We start from the raw sequence: 21,312 nt of genomic DNA, 5'->3' as shown, positions 1-21,312 counted from the left end.
TAACCACATATCCACAACCTGCACATATGGTTGTGGAAACCAACTACTTATGTATATAGTTGGGTTATGCAACTAGCTCAGCAACCCCTCGTCCCGGGGGTAGAGCGGGATGCGGCCGCCCAGGAACTGCTCGAAGGGGTCAGTTCGCTGGTGCGGGCCGTGCGGTGTATCGAGCACCGGCACCTCAGTGGCGACGGCGCGTTGCGCCGGTCGGACGCGAGTGTGCTCAAGGTGCTGATGAAGGACGGCGAGCAGCGCGGCGGGGAGATCGCCGGGAAGCTCGGCGTCGACGCGTCGGTGGTGAGCCGGCAGCTGACCGCGCTGGAGGCCGACGGACTGGTGAGCCGCCGGCCGGATCCTGCCGATGCCCGGGTCGCGCTCGTGAGCCTCTCGGCCCACGGAAAGGCCCGGCTGGAGGCCCTGTACTCGTCCTACACCCAGCAACTCAGAACCGCCTTGTCGGACCTCGACGACGACGCGCTGGTCGCGGCCGCTGCCACCATGCAGCGGGTCGCCGTCGCGATCACGGAGGCCAACAAGCTCGTGAGGCAAACGCCCAGGACTGGAGAGTAATGACTGTCACCGAGACCCGGCCGGCTGGGCCCAATTCTGGGCCTGCTGCGCCGGAACTCACCCATCGCGAGATCCTCGAGATCCTGATCGGGCTGCTCGCCGCGCTGTTCACGGCGATGCTCAGCTCGACGATCGTCAGCAATGCCCTGCCGACGATCATCGCCGACCTCGAAGGTACCCAGACGCAGTACACGTGGGTCCTCACCGCGAGCCTGCTGGCCACTACGGTGTCCACCCCGATCTGGGGCAAGCTCTCCGACCTGGTAAGCAAGAAACTGCTGGTCCAGCTGGCGATCTCGGTCTTCGTGATCGGGTCCGCTCTGGCCGGTCTGTCCCACAACGTGCCGTTCCTGATCGGCGCCCGGGTGCTGCAGGGCCTCGCGATGGGCGGTCTGATGGCGCTCGCCCAGGCGATCATCGGCGCCGCGATCCCACCCCGTTCGCGGGGCCGGTACTCCGGTTACATGGGTGCGGTGATGGCGGTCGCGACCGTCAGCGGACCGCTCATCGGTGGCGTCATCGTCGACACGTCCTGGCTCGGCTGGCGCTGGTGCTTCTACGTCTGCGTACCGCTGGCTGTGGTCAGCCTGGTGATCCTGCAGAAGTACCTGCACCTGCCGGTGCTCAAGCGCAAGGTGCAGATCGACTACGTCGGCGCCGTACTGATCAGCATCGCGGCCAGCCTGCCGCTGCTCTGGGTCACCTTCGCCGGTACGGACTTCGCCTGGATGTCGTGGCAGTCCGCACTGTTCGTCGGCGGCACGCTGCTCGTCGGGCTCCTCGCCGTACTCGTGGAGAGCCGGGTCGCCGAGCCGCTCGTCCCGCTGAAGGTCGTACGGGAGCGCACCACCGCGCTGGCGATCGTGGCCAGCCTGTCGGTCGGTGTCGCGATGTTCGGCAGCGCGCTCTTCCTCGGGCAGTACTTCCAGATCGCCCGCGGGTACAGCCCGACCGAGGCCGGTCTGCTGACGATTCCGATGATGCTCGGCTCGTTCGTCGGCTCGGCCGGATCGGGCCAGCTGATCACGCGGTACGGGAAGTGGAAGCGGTACCTGGTGGCCGGCGGCATCCTGCTGCTCGGTGGTCTGCTGATCCTCGGCACGATCGACCACAGCACGCCGTACTGGTACGTCGGACTCGGCATGCTGGCGATGGGTCTCGGTATGGGTATGACTATGCAGAACCTGGTGCTCGCCGTACAGAACACCGTCGACGTGACGCAGATCGGTGCGTCGTCCGCGACCGTGGCGTTCTTCCGCAGCCTTGGCGGTGCGGTCGGCGTCTCGGCCCTCGGTGCGGTGCTCGCCGCCCGGGTCAAGGACCTGATCGTCGCCGGCGTCCTCGCCGGCCCGAACGGTCCCGAAGCGGCCCGCAAACTCCAGGAAGGCGGCTCCGGTGGTACCAGCCTGCTCGACGTGAAGAACCTCCCGCCGCAGCTGGCCGCCCTGGTCCGCCACGCCTACGGCGACGCAACCGGCCGGATCTTCCTGATCGCCGCCGCGTGTGCCGTGGTCAGCCTGGTCGCAGTGATCTTCATCAAGGAGGTCCCGCTCCGCAAGACCGTCAACAAGGTCGACGACGTCGAGGACCTCGCGGACCGCGCCGTACACGACTAAAGCTCGGGCGGCTCCAGGCCGGTCAGTTCGCGGGTGCGGATGATCGGCGAGCCCAACAGCCATAGGACGGACAACAGGCCGCCGGCGGCGGACACGAGCAGGGTTTCGCGGACACCGATCCAGGTGCCGAACAGCCCTCCGACGACCGCGCCGAGCGGCCTGATGCCGTAGTTGATGCTGCTGAAGGCGCCGGCCACCCGGCTCCGCATGTGGTCGTGGATCACGGCGGCCTGCAGTGAATTGAGGGGTACGTCGAAGCACATGACGGCGAAGGCTCCGACGAACTCGGCTCCGGCCAGGGCGACTGCCTTGAGCCACGTCGGCCCACCGGCCAGGGCGGCGATGGCGATCGAGCCCGGGAAAACGACCGCCCCGAAGGCGATCAGCGGACCCGCGCCGAACCGGCGACTGAGCGGGGCAGCGGCGACCGCGCCGAGCAGACCACCGGACGCGCCGATGCCGAACGCGATACCGATGACGCCCGCGGACAGTCCGAGGTTGCGGCTCGCGAACAGCACGAGCAGTGCCATCGCCATCAGGTTGAAGAAGTTCACGGTGGTCGCGGCACCGAGGCTGCGGCTGAGGTACGGGTGCTTGAGCACGTACCGCATCCCGGCGGCGGCTCGGCGCAGGAGCGGCTCCTCGGAGGTCTCCGGGGCGCCCGGCTCGAGCTTCAGCCGACTGACCTGAACGGCCGAGAACAGGAACGTCAGCGCGTCGACGACGATCGCGACCGGTGCGGTGAGCCACTGGACGAGCACGCCGCCGACTGCTGGGCCGGCCATGAACGAGATCGAGCGGGTCGCGGACAGTTTGCTGTTCGCCTCCATGAAGTGGTCGCGATCCACCAGCCGGACGAAGAACGACGCGTACGCCGTGTTGAACACGACATGCGCCGTACCGGCCAGAATCGCGATCGCGTACAGGTGTCCGAGGGTCAGGAGATCGAGCCAGTAGGCGACCGGCAACGTCAGCAGCAGGACCGTCCGGGTCAGGTCGGCCGCGATCATCAGCGGGCGCTTGTCGCGACGGTGATCCACCCAGGCGCCGATGAACAGCGACGCGAGGTTCGGCAGCCAGACCGCCGCGGTCAGGAAGCCGACCTGGCTGGGGGAGGCGTCCAGCATGGTGACCGCGATCAACGGCAACGCGAGCTCGGTGATCCGGTCGCCGAACTCCGAAACCCCCTGCGCCGACCAGAACGTCCGGAAACCCCGGTCCCGCCACAGACTCGTGGCCGCGTCCGTGCTCACGACGCGTCCGTTGCTTCAGGCAAGGAAATCCGCAGGTGCCGGACCGGCCGCGCGTCCGCCGGCACGTCGCCGGCGTCGCGTCGCTGGACGTACGGCGCCAGTAGTTCCTCGATCGCGGACTCGATCGCCTCGGCCTCGGCCGGTGTCACCACCAGCAGGGTGTTCGACGACCCGGCCAGCCGGCTCCACTCGGGATCCAGGTTCGGCTCGGTCTCGGCCAGCCACTGCTGCGCCGCCTCGAGCGCCTGGTTCAGCATCTCGGTCCGCAGCAACCGCCCGGCCGCGGCGCCTTCCGGCGTCTCGGGCATCTCGTACCGGAACCCGCGCGCCACCGCGTTCCACCACCGCTGCCGCCGGTCGGTGCCGCTCGGTGGCGGTACGTCGACCACCAGTCCGAACTCGGCCAGGTGCCGCAGGTGCCAACTGGTCACCGACGGCGAGGCGCCGACGTGCTCGGACAACTGGGTCGCCGTCGACGGCCCGTTCTTCTGCAGGTAGCTGAGCGCAGCGAGCCGGACCGGGTGCGCCAGTGCGCGCATCGCCTGCGGATCGGTGATCTCGAAATCGCCGTACGGATTCCTGAGAGACATGTTTCGAGAGTAATCTCTCAGATCTCCTTCCGACAACCCCTGTCGCGACTCCTGGGCCCGGCGAGACACTGAGCCCTGTGCGGGACGAGTACCCGGTCATCGAGTACGGCGACACGCTGCTCTCGGACGAGGCGCCGCCGCTCGAGGACCTCGAGCAGCGGCGGCGGCCGTACGTCGTGACGGCCGCGGCGGTCGCGGTTGCGGCCGTCCTGATCGGGATCGGGATCGCCGCCCGGCCGGGCAATCCACCAGCTGATCCCGAGCCGACGATCGGTCTCGAACAGCCGTCGTACGCGGTCGACGGGCCGGCTCCGCAGCAGTACAAGCTCGGTACGACGGTCATCCTGCTCCGGGGGGAGATCGTTGTGACCTCGGCGCAGCTGGATCCGGAGCGGCTCACGGAGCTGATCGTCGGTGTCGAACCGGACGACGTCGCGATCGAGCCCTGCCTGCCGAACACGGTGGTCCGGATCCTGTCCCAGGACGGTGGCTCGGTCCGGATCGCGGCGTACCGGTACGGCATCGACTCCGATCAGAACGACGGTCACCAGTGCACGAATCGGGGCCCCGCGCCGACCACCCTCCAACTCGACCTCGAGACCCCGCTCGGCAACCGCACGGTCTACGCCGGTACAACCGGAGAACGCGTCGTACTCAAGGGACGCGCCTGTCTCCGCCCGCCTGGATCGTTCGCTGCCAGATGTCGCTGATCAGGTCGGGGCGCATGCCGACGCCGGTGTAGAGGGCTACCGCGGGCGTCGGGTTGTTCGTGTCGACGTGCAGGATCGTGCCGGATCGCCCGGCCGCGGAGTCGACCGCGAACGCGTTCCGCAGCAGGTACTTCGCGAGCCCGCGCCCGCGTGCCGACGGTACGACGGCCAGCCGCCCGACGTACCCGCAGTTGTCGGTGCTGACGAAGTTGTGGTTGCACTCGGTCATACCGACCGCGTGTCCGTCGATCTCCACGATCGTCACCTGCGACCAGTCGAACGTCGACCGGCTCTCCCGCGACGCCGCCCACTCGTCGAACGGCCGCGGCAAGGTCCCGGGCTGCTCGGCGAAGGCCTCCATCAGTACGGCGTGCGCGGCCCGGCGGCTCGCCTCGTCCGGAGCACCCCGCCGTACGACGACCCCGTCGAGTGCGACAGGCTGCGGCACCGGCCCGTCGAAGTCGATCCGCATCCGGTGCACCGACGTACCGATCGCGTACCCCCGCGCCGCGAGAACGGTGGGGAGGAGCTCGTCCTGCCGAACGACGCCGACGCGCAGCACCACATCCCGGCGACCATCCACCGCCGCACTCGCCGCACTCGCCGCACTCGCCGCACTCGCCGCGCCCGCCGCGCCCGCCGCGCCCGCCGCGCCCGCCGCGCCCGCGCGGGCTTCGGCCTGGTCGAGCAGCCAGTTCAGGACGACGGGATCAGAGCTCAGGATGTCGACGTTCACGTGTGACCCACCGGTGATCGGAACCGCGGTCGCCGAACCCGCGAAGCCGTCCGGCCCGAACACCACCCACCCGTCCGTCGCCGGGTTCGTCCCCGGATCGCGCAGGTAGTTCGCCACATCCTCCGGACTGTGCTTCGCGAACCCGAGCAACGCCGACGTGTACTCCGCCGACCGCGAGGCGATCAGCCCGGCATCCTCGAGCCGCATCGGCCGCCAGGTGTAGCTCTCCGGCAGGCTCACACCGTCACCTCGCGCCGCCAGACCTCCATCACCAGCACCGCCTGCATCCCGACCGACAGGTAGACGCCGAGCGCCGGTGTAGGGTTGTTCGTGTCGACGTGCAGAATCGTCCCGGCCCGCCCGTTCGCCGCGTCCACCGCGAACTGGTCCCGCAGCAGGAACTTCGCGAGCCCCTTGCCGCGAGCTTTCTCGAGTACGGCGAGCCGCCCGATGTAGCCGCAGTCCTCGTCCTCGACGAACTGGTCGTTGGCGGCCAGCATCGCGACCGCCTCGCCGTCCACCTCCAGCAACGTCAACTGCGACCAGTCGAACGCCGAATGGTTCTCCTGCGCCGCCTGCCACTCCTCGAACGACCGCGGCGTGAACCCGAACTGCCCTTCGAACGCAGCATTCAGTACGGCATGCGCCGCCCGCCGACTCGCCTCGTCAGGTGCACCGCGCCGAACCACGACCCCAGCGGGAACCTCCGGCGCGGCCACCGGCCCCGCGTGGTCGATCCGCATCCGGTGGAACGTCGTACCGCACGCGTAGCCGTACCCGGCCAGCCGAGAGCGACGGGCCTCGTCGGCCCGGTACGCAACCGTGTCGAGGTGCACCGACGAATGCCCGTACGTACGCCCGAACTCCAGCGTCCGCTCGTCGACCCGCTCGAGCAGCCACCGCTCGAGCTCGAGGTCGTCGGCCACCACGTCCTGGTCGAGCTGCCGGTGATCGCCCTTCCCGAAGACCCACCCGAATCCGGTCAGCCGATCGCCGTCGAACACCAGCCACGCATCCCGCGAGGCGTCGAAGTCGGGCTCGTTCAGCGCGTCCTGGACGTCGTCGAGGGTCCAGTCGGCGGTGCCGATCACCGAGATGTTGTAGGCGCCCACCAGGTCGAGGATCGCCGGCGCGTCCTCGACCGACGGCGGGCGGACGGTGTAGCTGTCGGGCAGTACGGCGGTCATCCGCCCATCGTGGGGAACGACCGCCGCACCTGTCGAACGGATTAGCAGGCCTTGTCCCACTCCGACTCACACGCAGGCGAAGCAGCCTTGAACGGCGCCACCAAAGCAGCAGGCGGTGCCTGGTCGGACCAGGAGGCGAGCGTGACGCCGACTGCGTCCTCGATCGAGCGCGGGCTGCTGAGGTAGTTGTTGCTGATCATCGAGAACACCAGCTTCCGGCCGTCCTTGTTCGTGACATACCCGGACAGCGCGGTCACGCCCGTGAGCGACCCGGTCTTGCCGTGCAGGTTGTTGGCGGCCGGTGTGTTCCGCATCCGGCTGCGCAGCGTTCCACCGACGAACCGATCCGGGTTGCCGGCGATCGGCAGAGCGTCGTACCACTGCTGCCACCACGACTCGTGCTGCGCACCGATCAGTACGTCGGTGATCGAGTCCGCGGTGACATTCACCTTGCGGGACAGGCCCGAGCCGTCGGACAACCGGATGCGGCTGGTGTCGACACCCAGGGACTTCGCGTAATTCGTCACCACGTCCAGCCCGGCCGGCCAGCTGCCGTCGGCCTCCGCGACCGCTCCCATCGTCTTGACCAACGTCTCGGCGTGCATGTTGTTCGAGAGCTTGAGGAACGGCGTCATCAGCTCGCCGACCGTCATCGACTCGTCCCGCGCCAGCCGGGTCGCGCCGGTCGGGGTGGCCGCGTTCTCGATCTTCCCCAGCACCGTGATGCCCTGCGCGGCGAGCTGCCGGCGGAACACGTCGGCGGCGTACAGCTCGGGCTCCCAGACGGTCACCCAGTCCTGCTCGACCGCGGAGCCGAGCGGCATCGACCCGGTGATCCGGACGACGTTCGTACCGTGGTCGCGGTCGACGCTGATCGTGTTCGCGGAGCCGGCCGCGCCGGTCGTCGCATTGTTGACAATCTTCAGGACGCCGGTCGCCGGCACCAGGTCGAGCTGCACCGGAGCACCCGCGGCCGCACCCGGGCGGCTCTCGACAATCGCCGTGCCGGAGTCGTAGTCGGTGTTCGGCGCCAGCGTCAGCGCTGAGATCTGCGCGCTGTAGTAGTACGGCTCGTCGTCCCACGACCAGGTGTCGCCGAGCCGGACCTGGTCGAAGTACGTATCGTCGGCAATCAGATTGCCGACAATCCGACGTACGCCGGCCGCCTTCAGTTGGTGAGCCAGGCCGGCGTAGTCGGACTCGAGCGCTGTCGGGTCTCCGTACCCCTTGAGGTAGAGGTCACCGAGGAGCTGTCCACCGCGGACGGGTGCGGTGGCGAGGACGTCGGTGTGGAAGCGGTACGACGGTCCGAGCGTGTGCATCGCGGCCGTCGAGGTGAAGAGCTTGGTGTTCGACGCGGGCAGCAGCCGCTCGGCGCCGTTCTTGTCGTACAGCGTCTCGCCGGTGGTCGCGTCCCGGACCACGAGCGCGACCTGGGAACCGTCGTACCGGCTGTCGTTCAGCAGGCTGTCCAGCCGCTGCTGCAGTGGGGTCGCTTGTACTGCGCTCGGCGCCGCCGCGGACTGGCCGACATAGCCGCCGGTGACGGCGGCGAGCGCCGCCACCACGGCCACCATCCCGCGCCCCGACACTCTCGGTAAATGACTCACGAGACACTCCCTTGATCCAGGCGGAAATCAACTAGCGGGAGTCTCCACCCCCGCTCCGCCCGGGTCCAGTGATTGAGGCATAGCGTTTCAGGTGAATCGATGTAAAAGTGAGATCCACAGGTATCCGCCCCACCTGAGGAGTCACCCATGAAGCGACTTCTGGCGGCCGTACTGGCCGTCTTCAGCCTCTCCGCCTTCCTCTCGCCGGCCGTGCACGCGGCCACCACCTCGGCGGTCTTCCCGAGCGAGATCATCGGCGAGAACTTCCCCGACCCGGACGTCTTCGAGCAGAACGGCACCTGGTACGCGTACGCGACCAACGGCAGCCGCGGCACCGTACCGGTCGCGACCGCGCCGAGCGCCGACGGCCCGTGGACGATCCGCGGCGACGCGATGCCCGCCGGCCCGTCCGCCGACTGGGCCCAGCCCGGCCGCACCTGGGCGCCCGACGTCTACCCGAACCCGGACGGCACTTACACCCTCACCTACGCCGCGTGGCACAAGGCGTCCGGCCGGCAGTGCATCGGCGTCGCCACCGCATCGAGCCCGCTCGGGCCGTTCCAGCCGGTCGGTACGGCGCCGCTGATCTGTCCGCTCGACCTCGGTGGCGCGATCGACCCGAACACGTTCGTCGCCAACGACGGCACCCGCTACCTGGTCTGGAAGAACGACGGGAACGCGATCAGCCAGCCCTCGACGCTGTGGCTCACCAAGACAGCGAACAACGGCCAGACGTTGGCCGGCGGCAACACCGCGATGCTGACGTCGAGCGGCATCATCGAGGCGCCGGACCTGGTGCAGCGCGGCTCCCAGTACGTGCTCTACTTCTCCGGCGGCGGGTACAACGACTGCAACTACCTCACGTCGTACGCCACCTCGACGAGCCTCGGCGGCCCGTGGACGACGGCGTACCGGCCGTTGATGACGACGGCGACGTTCGACGATCACGTGTGCGGGCCGGGTGGCGCCAACTTCGTCGGCGACAAGGTCTTCCTGCACGGCTGGGTGAACGGCGACCGGCACCTGTACGTCGCTGACGTCGGGTACGCGAACGACTACCCGGTGGTCCGCGGCAGCCGCGTCCGGTACGAAGCTGAGCGCGGCACCCTCAACCACTGCACCGTCCGGGACAACGCGGCCGGCGCCTCGGACGGGAAGGTGGTCGCGTACATCGACTACGCCGACTCCTGGGTGGAGAACACCGTGTTCGCGCCGGTGTCCGGCAGTTACACGCTGTACGTCGGGTACGCCAACGGTTCCGCGTCCACCGCGAGCCACGGGCTCGTTGTCAACGGCAACAACGCGGGCTCGGTCAGCTACCCGGTCACGGGCTGGGACAACTGGCACGAGAGCTCCGTCCCGGTCATCCTGAACGCCGGATGGAACACGATCCGCCTGACCAAGGGCGACCTCTACACCGAGGTCGACTACCTCGAGGTGCAGTAAAGCTGTCGCCGAGACCCCGTACTCTCGTACTGGACAAAGCGCAGTGCGGGGAAGCAGGCGATGGCGAAACCACCAGAACAGATGTCGAAGGCCCGGCGACGACGTCCGGTATGGCTGGATCTCCGCCGTACCGGACGTGGCGTGGGAGCGATGCTGTACGGCGGGCTCGCGTCGCTGATCACGCTGACGGTCACGTTCTGGCTGCTGCCGCAGATCAGCAGCGACGGCCGGTTGCCGATCTTCCGGCTGGTCGTGCTGATGGCGGTGTTCTCGGTGCTGGTGCGCTGGATCCTGGCCGGCGTCGCGGTGCTGATCGGGTCCATCGGCGTCCTGGTCGGCGGCCTGCTGTCGCAGTTCGCGGTCGTCTACCTCGGCATCACGGTCGACCCCGGTGTCGACCTGCACGGCGGGGTCGAGGCACCGGTACTGGTGTCGATCGTGATGTCGTCGGTGAGCGCCTTCGTCGGCTGGATCGCGTACGCGGGCAGTGACGACGCGTACGTCGCCGAGGTGATGCGGGTCGTGCACCGACGGGCCCGGCGGATCCAGCCGGCGCCGAAGACCGGGATGCTGATCATCCAGATCGACGGCCTGTCGGCCCCGCTGCTGAACTGGATGGTGCTGGCCGGCAACCTGCCGAACCTCGGCGGCTGGATCCGGGACGGCAACCACTCGATGCTGTCCTGGCACACCGGCGTCCCGGCGACCACGCCGGCCAGCCAGGCCGGGATCCTGCACGGCGGCTCGAAGCACATCCCGGCCTTCCGGTGGTACGAGAAAGAGACCGGCCGGGTGATGGTCACCAACCGCGGCCGGGACGCGGCGGAACTCGAGGCCCGGATGTCGACCGGCCGCGGCCTGCTCGCCGACGGCGGCGTCAGCATCAGCAACAACTGGTCCGGCGACGCGGACAAGTGTGAGCTGGTGTTCAGCCGGGCCGGCCTGCCGGACAGCCGCAGCCGCGGGTACGTCCGGTTCTTCTCCAGCCCGCAGGGCGCCGCGCGCGGCCTGACCCTGTGCGTCGCGGAGATGATCAAGGAACTGCACCAGGCCCGCCGGCAACGCGTCCGGCACCTGGTGCCACGGGTCAAGCGCGGCGGCGGGTACATCTTCCTCCGCGCGATCACCAACGTCCTGCTCCGCGACCTGAACGTCTCGCTGATCACCGACGAGCTCGTGAAAGGAACTCCGGTGATCTACTGCGACTTCGTCGACTACGACGAGGTCGCGCACCACGCCGGCCCGACCCGGGCCGAGTCGCTGCAGACCCTCGAGGGCCTGGACCGGGTGCTCGGCGCGCTGCAGCGGATCATCGACATCCTCCCGCACTCGTACGAGATCGTCGTGCTGTCCGACCACGGCCAGAGCCAGGGCTCGACGTTCCTGCAGCGGTACGGCCGGACGCTGGCCGAGGTCGTCGACGACCTGGTCGACACGACCAAGGAGCCGGTCCAGGCGGTCGGCAAGTCCGAGGGCTGGGGTCCGGTGAACACGTTCCTCACCGAGCTCACGATGCGCCGCAGCGTGGCCGGATCGGTCACCCGGAAGGCCCTGCACGTGAAGAGCGGCGAGGTCGAGCTCGGTCCGAAGGACTGTGAGCCGACGGTCGCCCCGGACGAGCAGATGGTCGTCACCGCATCCGGCAACCTCGCGCTGATCTACCTCGCGACGACGCCCGGCCGGGTGCCGCTGGAGGAGATCGAACTGCTGCACCCCAAGCTCGTCCCGGGCCTCGCGACCCATCCCGGGATCGGGTTCGTGGTCGTCGACTCGCTCGCCGAGGGCCCGGTCGCGATCGGCGCGGCCGGGGTCCACGTCCTGCGCTCCGGGCGGATCGAGGGCGAGGACCCGCTCAGGCCGTACGGCGCTCTCGCTGCCACCTCGATGCTCCGGCAGGCCGAGATGCCGCACAACGGCGACCTCGTCGTGGTCAGCCGGCTGGACGACTACACCCACGAGGTCGCGGCGTTCGAGGAACTGGTCGGCTGCCACGGCGGGATCGGCGGCTGGCAGACCGACGCGGTCCTCGTCCACCCGAGCCGCTGGGTTCTGGACGAGCCTCCCGTAGGCTCGGACGCGGTACACGAGGTGCTGATCGGCTGGCTGGAGAAGCTGGGACAGCGCAAGGACCAGCGGGAACCGGTCGAGTCGAAGGTGGAGGCCTGAAGGCGTGCGAGTGACATGCGGGTGACGTGGTGGGGTCATGCCACCACCACGATCGAGGCGAACGGCACGCGGCTGCTGACCGATCCGGTGCTGACCGCGCGGATCGCGCACCTGCGCCGCCGCCGCGGCCCGCTGCCGGCGCCCGAAGCGGGGGACTGTGACGCGGTCCTGGTGTCGCACCTGCACGCCGATCACCTGCACCTGACGTCGCTGCCGTTCGTCTCGCCGGACGCCGCACTGGTGGTGCCGCGCGGTGCGGCGAGGCTGATCCACGCCGACAGCGGCCCGCGGTACTCGGACCGGTGCATCGAGGTTGCTCCTGGCAACCAAATCAAGATCGGGTCGCTCGAGATCACCGTGGTCACCGCGCATCACGACGGCCGGCGGATGCCCTGGTCGTCGTACTCGGCGCCGGCCGTCGGCTACCGGGTCGACAGCTCGCCGAGCGTCTGGTTCGCCGGGGACACCGACCTGTTCGACGGTCTCGCGGCCGAGGCCGGGCAGGTCGATGTCGCGCTGGTCCCGGTCGGTGGCTGGGGGCCGTCGCTCGGTCCCGGGCACCTCGATCCGCTCCGCGCGGCGGAGGCCGTCCGGCGGGTCGGTGCGGCGACCGCGGTACCGGTACATTTCGGGACGTTCTGGCCGATCGGCTGCGACTGGATCAAGCCGGAGCTGTTCCTGCCGCCGGGGGAGAGGTTCAAGACCGCGATGACCGAGATCGACCCCGCGGTGAAGGTCGAGGTCCTGGTACCCGGTCAGTCGCTCGAGGTGCCTGTATGAGCGGAGACGCCAACTTCGACCTTTGGTACTTGTTCGCGTTGGCCGGTGCGGTGCTGATCGGAGCAGTGCTGCCTGTGCTGCCGACGGGTGCCGCGGTGTCCGCGGGCGCCGTACTGGCATCGCACAGCAACCCGATCGGGCTGGTCGGCGTACTGATCGCGGGCGCGGCCGGGGCGTACGCCGGGGACCTGATCGTCTACGCCGGCTGCCGGCTCGGCGGCGAACGACTGGCCAAACGGATCGGCTGGTTGCGCGACAACGCGTCGCTGGACGCGCTGCGCGAACGGCTGGCCGAACACGAGATCAGCGTGCTGCTCACGTCGCGGCTGATCCCGGGCGGCCGGGTCCCGGTCCTGCTCGCCGCGGGGCTCGCCGGATACAGGTGGGAGCGGTTCGCTCTCGTCGACCTGACCGCGTCGTCGCTGTGGTCGGCGGTCTACATGGCGATCGGTCTGCTCGGCTACGCGCTCTTCGACGAGCCGTGGCAGGGCGTACTGGCCGCGATCGTGCTGGTCGTCCTGACCACTGTCGTCAGCAGCCTGATCCAGCGCGCCCGCCGCCGGTCACAGCGCTCGAAGTCACAGACCGAATGACGCGTTGCGGAGCTGCTCGACAGCCTCCGCGTCACCGTCCAGCTGTACGTCGGCCACAGTCTGCCGCCCGCTGCAGAACAACGTCAGCTCCGCGGGCTCGCCGGTCACGGTGACCGAGCCGAGCGCGGTCGGCTGCTTCGCGACGACCGACGTACCGTCCGGACGCGCTAGCACCAGGCCGGCTGGTGACTTGCGGGCCGTCGGCTTCGCCGTCAGCTTGATCCCCTTCCACAGGCCCTCCTGCTGATCGGCCGGCAGGGCGCGGACCTCGTACGAGGGCTGGGCGCGGCGGACGTCCTCGTGGTGGATGAAGTACTCCGCGGTGTTGATCTGCGCACCGAGTTTCGGGACCGCGAACAGCGACGCCCGCGGCGGGCCGTTCCGGACCTTGTCGACCACCTCGGCGTAGCTGTATCTGTCCTTGGCCCGCTTCATCCGCCGCTCGGTGGTGTCCGCCAGCGCGGAGATCACCAGCCCCGGCCCGGCCATCGGATCGGCCTCCCGGACGTACAGGTGGACGGCGAGGTCGTACGCGTCCCAGCCCTCGCACAACGTCGGGGCGGCGGGTCCGACCTGGTCGAACAGTTCACACAGAGCAAGTCGTTCTACCCGGCTGTAGTCGGTCACATATCCGATCGTAGTTGTCGGTGGGGAATGGCAGAATGTCAATCGTTGTCATGTCTGTGTCCCGCGTATGCACCTGACTGCCCTGGAGCGTGTCTTGCCTGTCCCGAAAGTCCCAGACAAGGGCAGCGTCACCCGGAGAGGTTTCGGCGTGCTGCGCGTGGCGATCTGGGAGGAGCCGGGCATCTTCGCGCTGGCCGTGCTCGCCAGCATGCTGTACGGCGGCATGACCGTGGCCGGCGGCTGGGCGCTCGGCTGGTCGACCGACCACCTGATCCGGCCCGCGTTCGAGCGTGGTGACGTCAGCGGCGGTGCGATCGCGGCGCTGATCTCGCTGTTCATGGGTATCGCGATCCTGAACGCGGTCGGTGTCGTCGGACGGCGGCTCGGGGCCGGCGTGATGCAGTTCCGGCTGCAGGCGACGTACCGGCGCCGCGTCACCCGGCAGTACCTGAAGCTTCCGCTGGAGTGGCACCACCAGCACTCGACCGGCATGTTGCTGTCGAACGCGAACGCCGACGTGGAGTCGACCTGGTTCGTGATCGCGCCGCTGCCGATGGCGATCGGCGTGATCGCGATGCTGGTGTTCGCGACGATCGCGATGTTCGCCGCCGACGTCTGGCTGGCGCTGGTCGGCTGCCTGGTGTTCCCGCTGGTCTTCGTCGCGAACGTGATCTTCCAGCGGTACCTGCAGCCGCTCGCGACCCGCGCGCAGCAGCTCCGGGCGGACGTCTCCGAGGTCGCGCACGAGTCGTTCGACGGCGCCCTGGTGGTGAAGACGCTGGGCCGGGAGGCGGCCGAGACCGAGCGCTTCCGCGAGCCGACGTACGCGCTCCGGGACGCGAACATCGCGGTCAACAAGGCCCGCGGCATGTTCGACCCGGTGATCGACGGCCTGCCGCGGCTCGGCGTACTCGCGGTGCTGCTGGTCGGCGTCGGGCGGGTTCGCTCGGGTGGGGCGGACGCGGGTGACGTGGTCCAGGTGGCGTTCCTGTTCACGCTGATCGGGTTCCCGATCCGGGCGCTCGGCTGGGTGCTCGGCGAACTCCCGCGCTCGGTCGTCGGCTGGGACCGCGTGCAGCGCGTGCTGACCGCCGAGGGCGGGATGGAGTACGGCGAGGCGCGGCTGGCGTCGACTTCTGCGGCCCGGTTGCAGGTGGCGGGCGTGCGGTTCGGATACCTGCCGGAGCGCGACGTACTGGCCGGTGTGGACTTCACCGTCGAGCCCGGGCGGACCGTCGCGGTCGTCGGGCCGACCGGTTCCGGCAAGTCGACGATGACCACGCTGCTGACCCGGCTCGTCGACCCGGAGCAGGGTGCGGTGAAGGTCGACGGGCTCGACCTGCGCGACCTGGCCCGCGACGAGCTGGCCGGATCGGTGGCGCTGGTCGCGCAGACCGCGTTCCTGTTCGACGACACGATCCGCGGCAACATCACTCTCGGTGGCGACTACACCGACGACGACGTGTGGGACGCGCTCCGGATCGCCCAGGGCGACGGCTTCGTCAAGGCGCTCTCGGACGGCCTCGACACCAAGGTCGGCGAGCGCGGGACGACGCTGTCCGGCGGGCAGCGGCAGCGCATCGCCTTGGCTCGGGCCCTCGTACGCCGTCCGCGCCTGCTGATCCTCGACGACGCGACGAGCGCGGTCGACCCGCAGGTGGAGGCGCGGATCTTGGCCGGGCTGCGGTCCGCCGTACAGGAGGACGCCGGCGCCGCGACGACCGTGCTGGTGATCGCGTACCGGAAGGCGACGATCTCGCTCGCCGACGAGGTGCTGTTCCTGGACGAGGGCCGGATCCAGGCGCACGGCACGCACACCGAGCTGCAGGCGTCGACCCCCGCCTACCGGGACCTGGTCGACGCGTACGAGAAGGATGCCGAGCGCCGCCAGGAAGAGGCAGAGCTCGACGAAGAGGAGGTTTCAGCGTGAGCGCGGCCGAAGCTAGCCGTCTTGACCATGGCGACAACGCGGGTGGGCTGCAGACCCTGAAGGACGGTCTGAAGGTCTCGCCCGAGCTGGCGCGTGGGTGGTGGCTGACCGGGATCCTCGCGCTGACGATGACGGCCGGACGGATCGTCGTACCGATCGCCGTCCAGCAGACCATCGACAAAGGGCTGTCCGGGCCGAAGGGTCCCGACATGTCGTACGTCGCCTGGATGTGCCTGATCTGCGCGCTCGGGGTGATCCTGACCGCGGGCGCGTCGTACCTGACGACCGTGCGGCTCGCGGTCAACTCGGAGTCCGGGTTGGCGACGATGCGGATCAAGGCGTTCCGGCACGTGCATGACCTGCCGGTGCTGACCCAGAGCACCGAACGGCGCGGCGCGCTGGTCAGCCGGGTCACGTCGGACGTCGACACGGTGTCGCAGTTCCTGCAGTTCGGCGGGTTCATCTTCCTGGTCAGCCTCGGGCAGATGTTCCTCGCGACGATCGTGATGTTCTTCTACTCGTGGCAGCTCGCGCTGGTCGTGCTGCTGTGCTTCGTCCCGCTGTTCGCCAGCCTCAAGTACCTGCAGCGCGCGATGTCGGCGGCGTACGGGATCGTCCGGGCCAAGGTCGGCGAGATGCTGTCCGCGATCTCGGAGCCGGTCGTCGGGGCGCAGGTGGTCCGTTCGTACGCGATCGAGCAGCGCACCCAGGACCGGATCGACGCGTCGATCGAGGACTACCGCAAGACCGCGACCAAGGCGCAGGCGATCACCGGTCTGACGTTCTCGATCGGTGGTCTGGCCGCGGGCCTCGCGAACGCCGGCGTCCTGACGGTCGGGGTACTGCTCGGGGTCGACAAGCAGGCGACGCTGGGCGAGCTGCTCGCGTTCATGTTCCTGGTGTCGCTGTTCTCGGACCCGGTGCAGATCGCGACGCAGGTGCTCACCGACGCGCAGAGCGCGTTCGCCGGCTGGCGGCGGGTGCTCGGCGTGATCGCGACACCGGCCGACGTCGCGGACCCGGGCGAGGACGGCGTGAAGCAGGCGCGTGGACCGATCACGGTCGAGTTCGACGACGTCGATTTCGCTTATCCTGAAGGCGAACTGGTGCTGCGGGACGTTGACGTACGGATTGCGCCGCATCGGCGGGTCGCGGTCGTCGGGGAGACCGGGTCGGGCAAGACGACGTTCGCGAAGCTGCTCACCCGGCTGATGGACCCGACGTCCGGGGCCGTGAAGCTGGACGGGGTGAACGCGCGGGACATCTCGTTCGAGTCGTTGCGGGAGCGGGTCGTGATGGTGCCGCAGGACGGGTACCTGTTCGACGCGTCGCTGGCCGACAACGTGCGGTTCGGGCGGCCGGAGGTGACCGACGCGGAGCTGCTGGCCGCGTTCGAGGCGCTCGGGCTGACCGATTGGCTCGAGTCCCTGCCGGACGGGCTGCAGTCGCCGGTCGGGCAGCGCGGCGAGTCGCTGTCCGCGGGGGAGCGACAGCTGGTCGCACTGGTCCGCGCGAACATCGCGGACCCGGACCTGTTGGTGCTCGACGAGGCGACGTCAGCGGTCGACCCGGGTACCGAAGTGCGGGTGAACGCGGCGCTCGAGCGGTTGATGGCCGGGCGTACGTCGGTCACCATCGCGCACCGGTTGTCCACCGCCGAGGCCGCGGACGAGGTGCTCGTGTTCGACGAGGGCGCGATCGTGGAACGCGGCTCGCACGCGGAGCTGGTCGGCGCAGGCGGGGTCTACACGCGGCTGCACGACAGCTGGATCGCCCAGCGCAGCGCGGTCTAAGCGCAGGGTCAGGGCCGACCGGCTGAACCGGCCGGCCCTGAACCCGTTCAGATCAAGGGGTCGGGGCGGCGCCGTTGCTCGGGCCCGGTTGCGGGACCAGCAGGAACTCGACACCACCCTTGTCGTCGACCGCCGCGTCCAGGATCTTGTCGTCGAGCGCGTTCGCGGCGTTCTGCTCGAGGAAGACCCGGGCACCCGCCTCCTCGACGACCTGGTCACCTGGTTGCGGAGACTCGGTCGTGGTCACCGCGAGCGCCGGATCCGCCGGGTTCTCCTGCGAGATCCGCACTCCGGCTCCGTCCGGCGCGCCCTCGACCCCGGTGATGCTCTTGATCACCAGCGTCGCGTTCTCTGTCAGGGTCAGCACAGCCCACTCCATCCGTCGGTTGTCATAGCCCCCGCCCCGTGCCCCCACGCCGAAATCACAAACCTCGTCCTTGAGCACCCACCAACCACCAATTCGCCGCCGCGATGGTTGACCCGTGCCCAACGTCACGCGACGTGGGCGGACACGATCGGCGCGACCCGCCAGCGGGGAGCCTCGGTGGTGCGCGCGGCACCTCGCGCGAACGCGGAGCGGAGTCGAGCGACGAGGTCGGAGCGCGGGGCGAGCGCATCTTCCCAGCCGAAGTGCACAAGCTCGACACCCAGATCGCTCAGCCTCTGGTCGCGGCGATGAGCCCGGCGCATGCGGCGGCGTCGCTCCTCGCGGGTGTCCGCTTCGTACTTCGCCAACCCGTCGGCCTCCGCGATCGTCCGGAACTCAGGCCACCAGAAGTCGACCCGCTCGGGCATCCAGCCGAACTCGTCGAAGAACTGCGCCTGCAGTATGGGCGTGGGCAGCCCTGCTGCCCAGAACGCCGCCCGCGCGATGGACTCCAGAACCGACTCGGACAATGGATCACCGAGCCCGATCGTCGCGCGGGCCTGCGAAATCCCTGGCCAGTGTTCCTGGCGGGCGCAAACCGCGAGCAGATCGGTCGTCGTCGTACCTGATCGCAGAGCGTGGTCCACCGTGCTGATCGCCTCGCGCAACGGTAGTTCCCGCGCGAGATCGACCACCGTCCTGGCGAGGGTGGTGACCGGTAGCCAGCCGTACCGTGATACGTCGTCTGTTGTCAGACCCGCCCGCCGTACGACGATGTCGGGGCGCCGCTGATTCCGCGTGGCGGGCGGCGGTCGGGTGAGCCAGGTGGCGTCGATCGGTGGCGCGGACGGACGTTCCCGGTCGGTCCAGACGGGAAGCCCGGCCAGCTGAGCCGCGCTGAAGTGACTCACGACTGACCCCGGGTAGGCCGCCCGCGCACAGGCGATCACGGCGACGTATTTGTCGAGTCGTCCGTCGACGTACTGGCCATGGTGGTGCTGTAGGTAGCCACGCCGTACGAGGCGCCGAAGGTCCGCGTCGCCGATGCCGAGTTCACTCAGGTCCTTCCGCGGCACCGGAGTACGCGTCACGACGCGCAGTTGCTCACGCACGATCCCCTCGAGCCGATCCACGGCACCATCGTCCCGCGATACCCCCTTCGCACGCTCGAGGCCCTGTGGATAACGCACTTTGAGCACGCATCAACCAGATTTCGGCCCTGTTCCTGGTTGGTGGGTGCTCAAAGAACCGATGTGCGGACTGTCGGGGCGATGGTGTGTGATCTCGGGTATGGCGATTGCGTTGAGTAGTGCGGGGGCTGGCGAGCTGGGTGAAGTGGTGGGGGTGTTGCGGGAGTGGACGCGGGAGGGGGTTCCGTTGCAGTTGCATCCGGGGGATTTGGGGTGGTTCTGGCGGTTCGGGGTTGAGCGGACGGCGGCGGCTACGCGGGTCTGGCGGCGGGACGGGGAGATCGTCGCGGTCGGGATGCTCGACGAGCCGGACTGGTTGCGGATGTCGATCGCGCCGGAGCTGCAGCGTGACGAGGAGCTGGCACGGCGGATCGCCGAGGACGTGTCCGCGCCCGCGGCCGGGGTGCTGATCGAGGGCAAGGTGTACGTCGAGACGCCGATGGGCGCGCTGGTCCAGGACCTGCTGTTCAAGGACGGCTGGAACGCGGACGTCCCGTGGGTGCCGGTCCGCCGCGATCTCACCGACCCGGTACCGGACCCCGGCGTGCGGGTCGACGTGATCGGCGCGGAGGAGGCGCACGAGCGGACCGCCGTACAGCGGGCCTCGTTCGACGGGTCGACGTTCACGAACGAGCGCTGGTTCGCGATGTCGGACGGGCTGCCGTACGCCGACGCGCGGTGTCTGGTGCTGCGCAACGAGCTCGGCGAATCGGTGGCCGCGGCGACCGTGTGGTCGGCGGGTGAGGGGCGCCCCGGGTACATCGAGCCGATGGGCGTGCACAGGCTGCATCGCGGCCGCGGGTACGGCACGGCGATGGTCCTCGCTTGCGCGCGGGCGTTGCGGGAGATGGGCTCGTCCAGCGTCTACACGGTCACGCCCGGCACCAACGTCGGCGCGATCGCGACGTACCAGGCCGCCGGCCTGCAACCGCTGGACGAGATCCGCTCGCAGTACCGCGAGTCTTAGACCGCGACGTCGTCCGCGGCGCGGAGTACGCGCAGGATGTTGCCGCCGGCAAGTTTGCCGAGGTCCTGGTCGCTCCAGCCGCGGTCGGCCAGCGCCTCGAACAGCACCGGGTACGAGGCCACGTCCGGCAGCTCGACCGGGAACTCCGGGCAGCCGTCGTAGTCGCCGCCGACGCCCATATGGTCGATGCCTGCCACCTCCCGGACGTGCTCGACGTGCTCGACGACATCCGCCAGCGTGATCTCGGGTTTCGGCTTGCCGTACAGCTCGGCGATCCTTGCCTGGTTCTCCGGCCGCAGCATCGACGGGATCGGATTGCCCGGCTGGTCGTCGTCGGTCAGGCCCTGCTCCTCGGCGACGGCACGGGCGCCGGCCACCCAGTCGACGTACTCCTGCGAGACGAAGTACGGGACGAAGGTGACCATGCAGACGCCGCCGTTCGCCGCGAGCGTCTCGAGGACGTCGTCGGGCGCGTTCCGCGGTACGTCGCAGACCGCGCGGGACGACGAGTGGCTGAAGATCGCCGGCGCGCCGGTCACCCGGAGCGCGTGCCGCATGGTGTCGGCGGAGACGTGCGACAGGTCGACCAGCATGCCGATCCGGTTCATCTCCTTCACGACCTCCTCGCCGAACTCGTTCAGCCCGCCGAGCACCGGCTCGTCGGTCGCCGAGTCCGCCCAGGACACGTTGTTGTTGTGCGTCAGCGTCATGTACCGGACGCCGAGCGCGCGCATCACCCGCAGTACGCCGAGCGACTCACCGATCGAGTGGCCGCCCTCCATGCCCATCAACGAGGCGACCTTGCCGGCCTTGATCGCCGCCTCCACGTCGTCGGCGGTGTCCGCGAGCTGCAGGTCCTCCGGGAACCGCTCGACCAGCCGCCGTACGAAATCGACCTGCTCGAACGTCCGCCGTACGGCGTGCTCGTCCTGCGGCACCCACAACGACCAGAACTGCGCCCCCACGTGCCCCGCCCGCAACCGCGGCAGGTCGGTGTTCAACTCCGGAACGGACCCGGCCAGGTCATAAGCGTCCAGGTCGTACCCGCACAACTCGTAGAACGCAATCGGCAGGTCGTTGTGCCCGTCGATCACCGGATGCTCCGCCAGTACCGCCCGGACCCGCGCCTCACCAGTCGTCATTCCGCCATCCTGTCAGGCCTGCTCACGGCTCGCTCC

The 21,312-nt window shown here is 69.3% G+C and carries 19 protein-coding genes; 10 read left to right on the top strand and 9 right to left on the bottom strand.

The annotated features are described in order from the left end of the window. Positions 1-66: 66 nt before the first annotated feature. Positions 67-573, top strand: coding sequence for a MarR family winged helix-turn-helix transcriptional regulator (locus ACZ5BU_RS13245; RefSeq protein ID WP_465698480.1), 507 nt, complete (start codon positions 67-69; stop codon positions 571-573). Further along, the gene (locus tag ACZ5BU_RS13240) at positions 573-2,189 is read left to right on the top strand and encodes an MDR family MFS transporter (RefSeq protein ID WP_465698478.1); all 1,617 of its coding nucleotides are present in this window, start codon (positions 573-575) and stop codon (positions 2,187-2,189) included. Before ACZ5BU_RS13245 ends, ACZ5BU_RS13240 begins: the two co-directional genes overlap by 1 nt. Here ACZ5BU_RS13240 and ACZ5BU_RS13235 read toward each other — a convergent pair. Then, positions 2,186-3,442: an MFS transporter gene (locus tag ACZ5BU_RS13235; protein ID WP_465698476.1), complete on the bottom strand. Its 1,257-nt coding sequence runs from the start codon at positions 3,440-3,442 to the stop codon at positions 2,186-2,188. The two genes, ACZ5BU_RS13240 and ACZ5BU_RS13235, sit on opposite strands and share 4 nt — an antisense overlap. Next, a complete protein-coding gene (locus ACZ5BU_RS13230; RefSeq protein WP_465698474.1) occupies positions 3,439-4,032 on the bottom strand; it encodes an ArsR family transcriptional regulator in 594 nt (197 codons plus the stop codon). Before ACZ5BU_RS13230 ends, ACZ5BU_RS13235 begins: the two co-directional genes overlap by 4 nt. A 77-nt stretch (positions 4,033-4,109) precedes the next feature. Between ACZ5BU_RS13230 and ACZ5BU_RS13225 the strand changes: the two genes are divergently transcribed. Then, on the top strand, positions 4,110-4,742 hold the full coding sequence (locus ACZ5BU_RS13225) for a hypothetical protein (RefSeq protein ID WP_465698472.1): 633 nt from the start codon (positions 4,110-4,112) through the stop codon (positions 4,740-4,742). Here the strand turns inward: ACZ5BU_RS13225 and ACZ5BU_RS13220 are convergent. The 3 genes from ACZ5BU_RS13220 to dacB are packed head-to-tail and all read right to left on the bottom strand — an operon-like array spanning position 4,687 to position 8,275. Then, positions 4,687-5,718, bottom strand: coding sequence for a GNAT family N-acetyltransferase (locus tag ACZ5BU_RS13220; protein WP_465698470.1), 1,032 nt, complete (start codon positions 5,716-5,718; stop codon positions 4,687-4,689). The genes ACZ5BU_RS13225 and ACZ5BU_RS13220 overlap by 56 nt on opposite strands. Next, on the bottom strand, positions 5,715-6,665 hold the full coding sequence (locus ACZ5BU_RS13215) for a GNAT family N-acetyltransferase (protein WP_465698468.1): 951 nt from the start codon (positions 6,663-6,665) through the stop codon (positions 5,715-5,717). The genes ACZ5BU_RS13220 and ACZ5BU_RS13215 overlap by 4 nt, the downstream gene beginning before the upstream one ends. Positions 6,666-6,706: 41 nt before the next feature. Continuing rightward, positions 6,707-8,275, bottom strand: coding sequence for a D-alanyl-D-alanine carboxypeptidase/D-alanyl-D-alanine endopeptidase (gene dacB, locus ACZ5BU_RS13210; RefSeq protein ID WP_465698466.1), 1,569 nt, complete (start codon positions 8,273-8,275; stop codon positions 6,707-6,709). A gap of 147 nt (positions 8,276-8,422) precedes the next feature. Between dacB and ACZ5BU_RS13205 the strand changes: the two genes are divergently transcribed. From ACZ5BU_RS13205 to ACZ5BU_RS13190, 4 genes are read left to right on the top strand one after another with little or no spacing between them, the layout of a single operon-like run. Further along, entirely contained in the window at positions 8,423-9,721 is a 1,299-nt protein-coding gene (locus ACZ5BU_RS13205; RefSeq protein ID WP_465698464.1) for a family 43 glycosylhydrolase, read from the top strand. 60 nt (positions 9,722-9,781) lie between these two features. Beyond that, the gene (locus tag ACZ5BU_RS13200; RefSeq protein ID WP_465698462.1) at positions 9,782-11,887 is read left to right on the top strand and encodes an alkaline phosphatase family protein; all 2,106 of its coding nucleotides are present in this window, start codon (positions 9,782-9,784) and stop codon (positions 11,885-11,887) included. A gap of 15 nt (positions 11,888-11,902) precedes the next feature. After that, on the top strand, positions 11,903-12,667 hold the full coding sequence (locus tag ACZ5BU_RS13195; protein ID WP_465698460.1) for an MBL fold metallo-hydrolase: 765 nt from the start codon (positions 11,903-11,905) through the stop codon (positions 12,665-12,667). Beyond that, positions 12,664-13,260, top strand: a complete 597-nt coding sequence (locus ACZ5BU_RS13190) for a DedA family protein (protein WP_465698458.1) — start codon at positions 12,664-12,666, stop codon at positions 13,258-13,260. The genes ACZ5BU_RS13195 and ACZ5BU_RS13190 overlap by 4 nt, the downstream gene beginning before the upstream one ends. On the opposite strand, the gene ACZ5BU_RS13185 is transcribed toward ACZ5BU_RS13190, so the two are convergent. Next, positions 13,246-13,887, bottom strand: a complete 642-nt coding sequence (locus ACZ5BU_RS13185; RefSeq protein WP_465698456.1) for a TIGR03085 family metal-binding protein — start codon at positions 13,885-13,887, stop codon at positions 13,246-13,248. The two genes, ACZ5BU_RS13190 and ACZ5BU_RS13185, sit on opposite strands and share 15 nt — an antisense overlap. 148 nt (positions 13,888-14,035) lie before the next feature. On the opposite strand from ACZ5BU_RS13185, the gene ACZ5BU_RS13180 reads away from it, so the two are divergent. After that, on the top strand, positions 14,036-15,817 hold the full coding sequence (locus ACZ5BU_RS13180; RefSeq protein WP_465698454.1) for an ABC transporter ATP-binding protein: 1,782 nt from the start codon (positions 14,036-14,038) through the stop codon (positions 15,815-15,817). After that, a complete protein-coding gene (locus ACZ5BU_RS13175; RefSeq protein WP_465698452.1) occupies positions 15,814-17,610 on the top strand; it encodes an ABC transporter ATP-binding protein in 1,797 nt (598 codons plus the stop codon). Before ACZ5BU_RS13180 ends, ACZ5BU_RS13175 begins: the two co-directional genes overlap by 4 nt. A 52-nt stretch (positions 17,611-17,662) precedes the next feature. Here ACZ5BU_RS13175 and ACZ5BU_RS13170 read toward each other — a convergent pair whose 3' ends face one another. Continuing rightward, on the bottom strand, positions 17,663-17,977 hold the full coding sequence (locus ACZ5BU_RS13170; protein ID WP_465698450.1) for a Fe-S cluster assembly protein HesB: 315 nt from the start codon (positions 17,975-17,977) through the stop codon (positions 17,663-17,665). A 125-nt stretch (positions 17,978-18,102) separates the two neighbouring features. Further along, positions 18,103-19,110, bottom strand: a complete 1,008-nt coding sequence (locus tag ACZ5BU_RS13165; RefSeq protein WP_465698448.1) for a hypothetical protein — start codon at positions 19,108-19,110, stop codon at positions 18,103-18,105. A gap of 157 nt (positions 19,111-19,267) precedes the next feature. Between ACZ5BU_RS13165 and ACZ5BU_RS13160 the strand changes: the two genes are divergently transcribed. Next, positions 19,268-20,134, top strand: coding sequence for a GNAT family N-acetyltransferase (locus tag ACZ5BU_RS13160; protein WP_465698446.1), 867 nt, complete (start codon positions 19,268-19,270; stop codon positions 20,132-20,134). On the opposite strand, the gene ACZ5BU_RS13155 is transcribed toward ACZ5BU_RS13160, so the two are convergent. Continuing rightward, entirely contained in the window at positions 20,131-21,276 is a 1,146-nt protein-coding gene (locus ACZ5BU_RS13155) for a dipeptidase (protein WP_465698444.1), read from the bottom strand. The genes ACZ5BU_RS13160 and ACZ5BU_RS13155 overlap by 4 nt on opposite strands. Positions 21,277-21,312 lie beyond the last annotated feature (36 nt).

The sequence above is a fragment of the Kribbella sp. NPDC031520 genome (assembly GCF_055580825.1).
The sequence above is the reverse complement of the archived record's forward strand: the minus strand, read 5'-3'. Positions and strand labels throughout refer to the sequence as shown.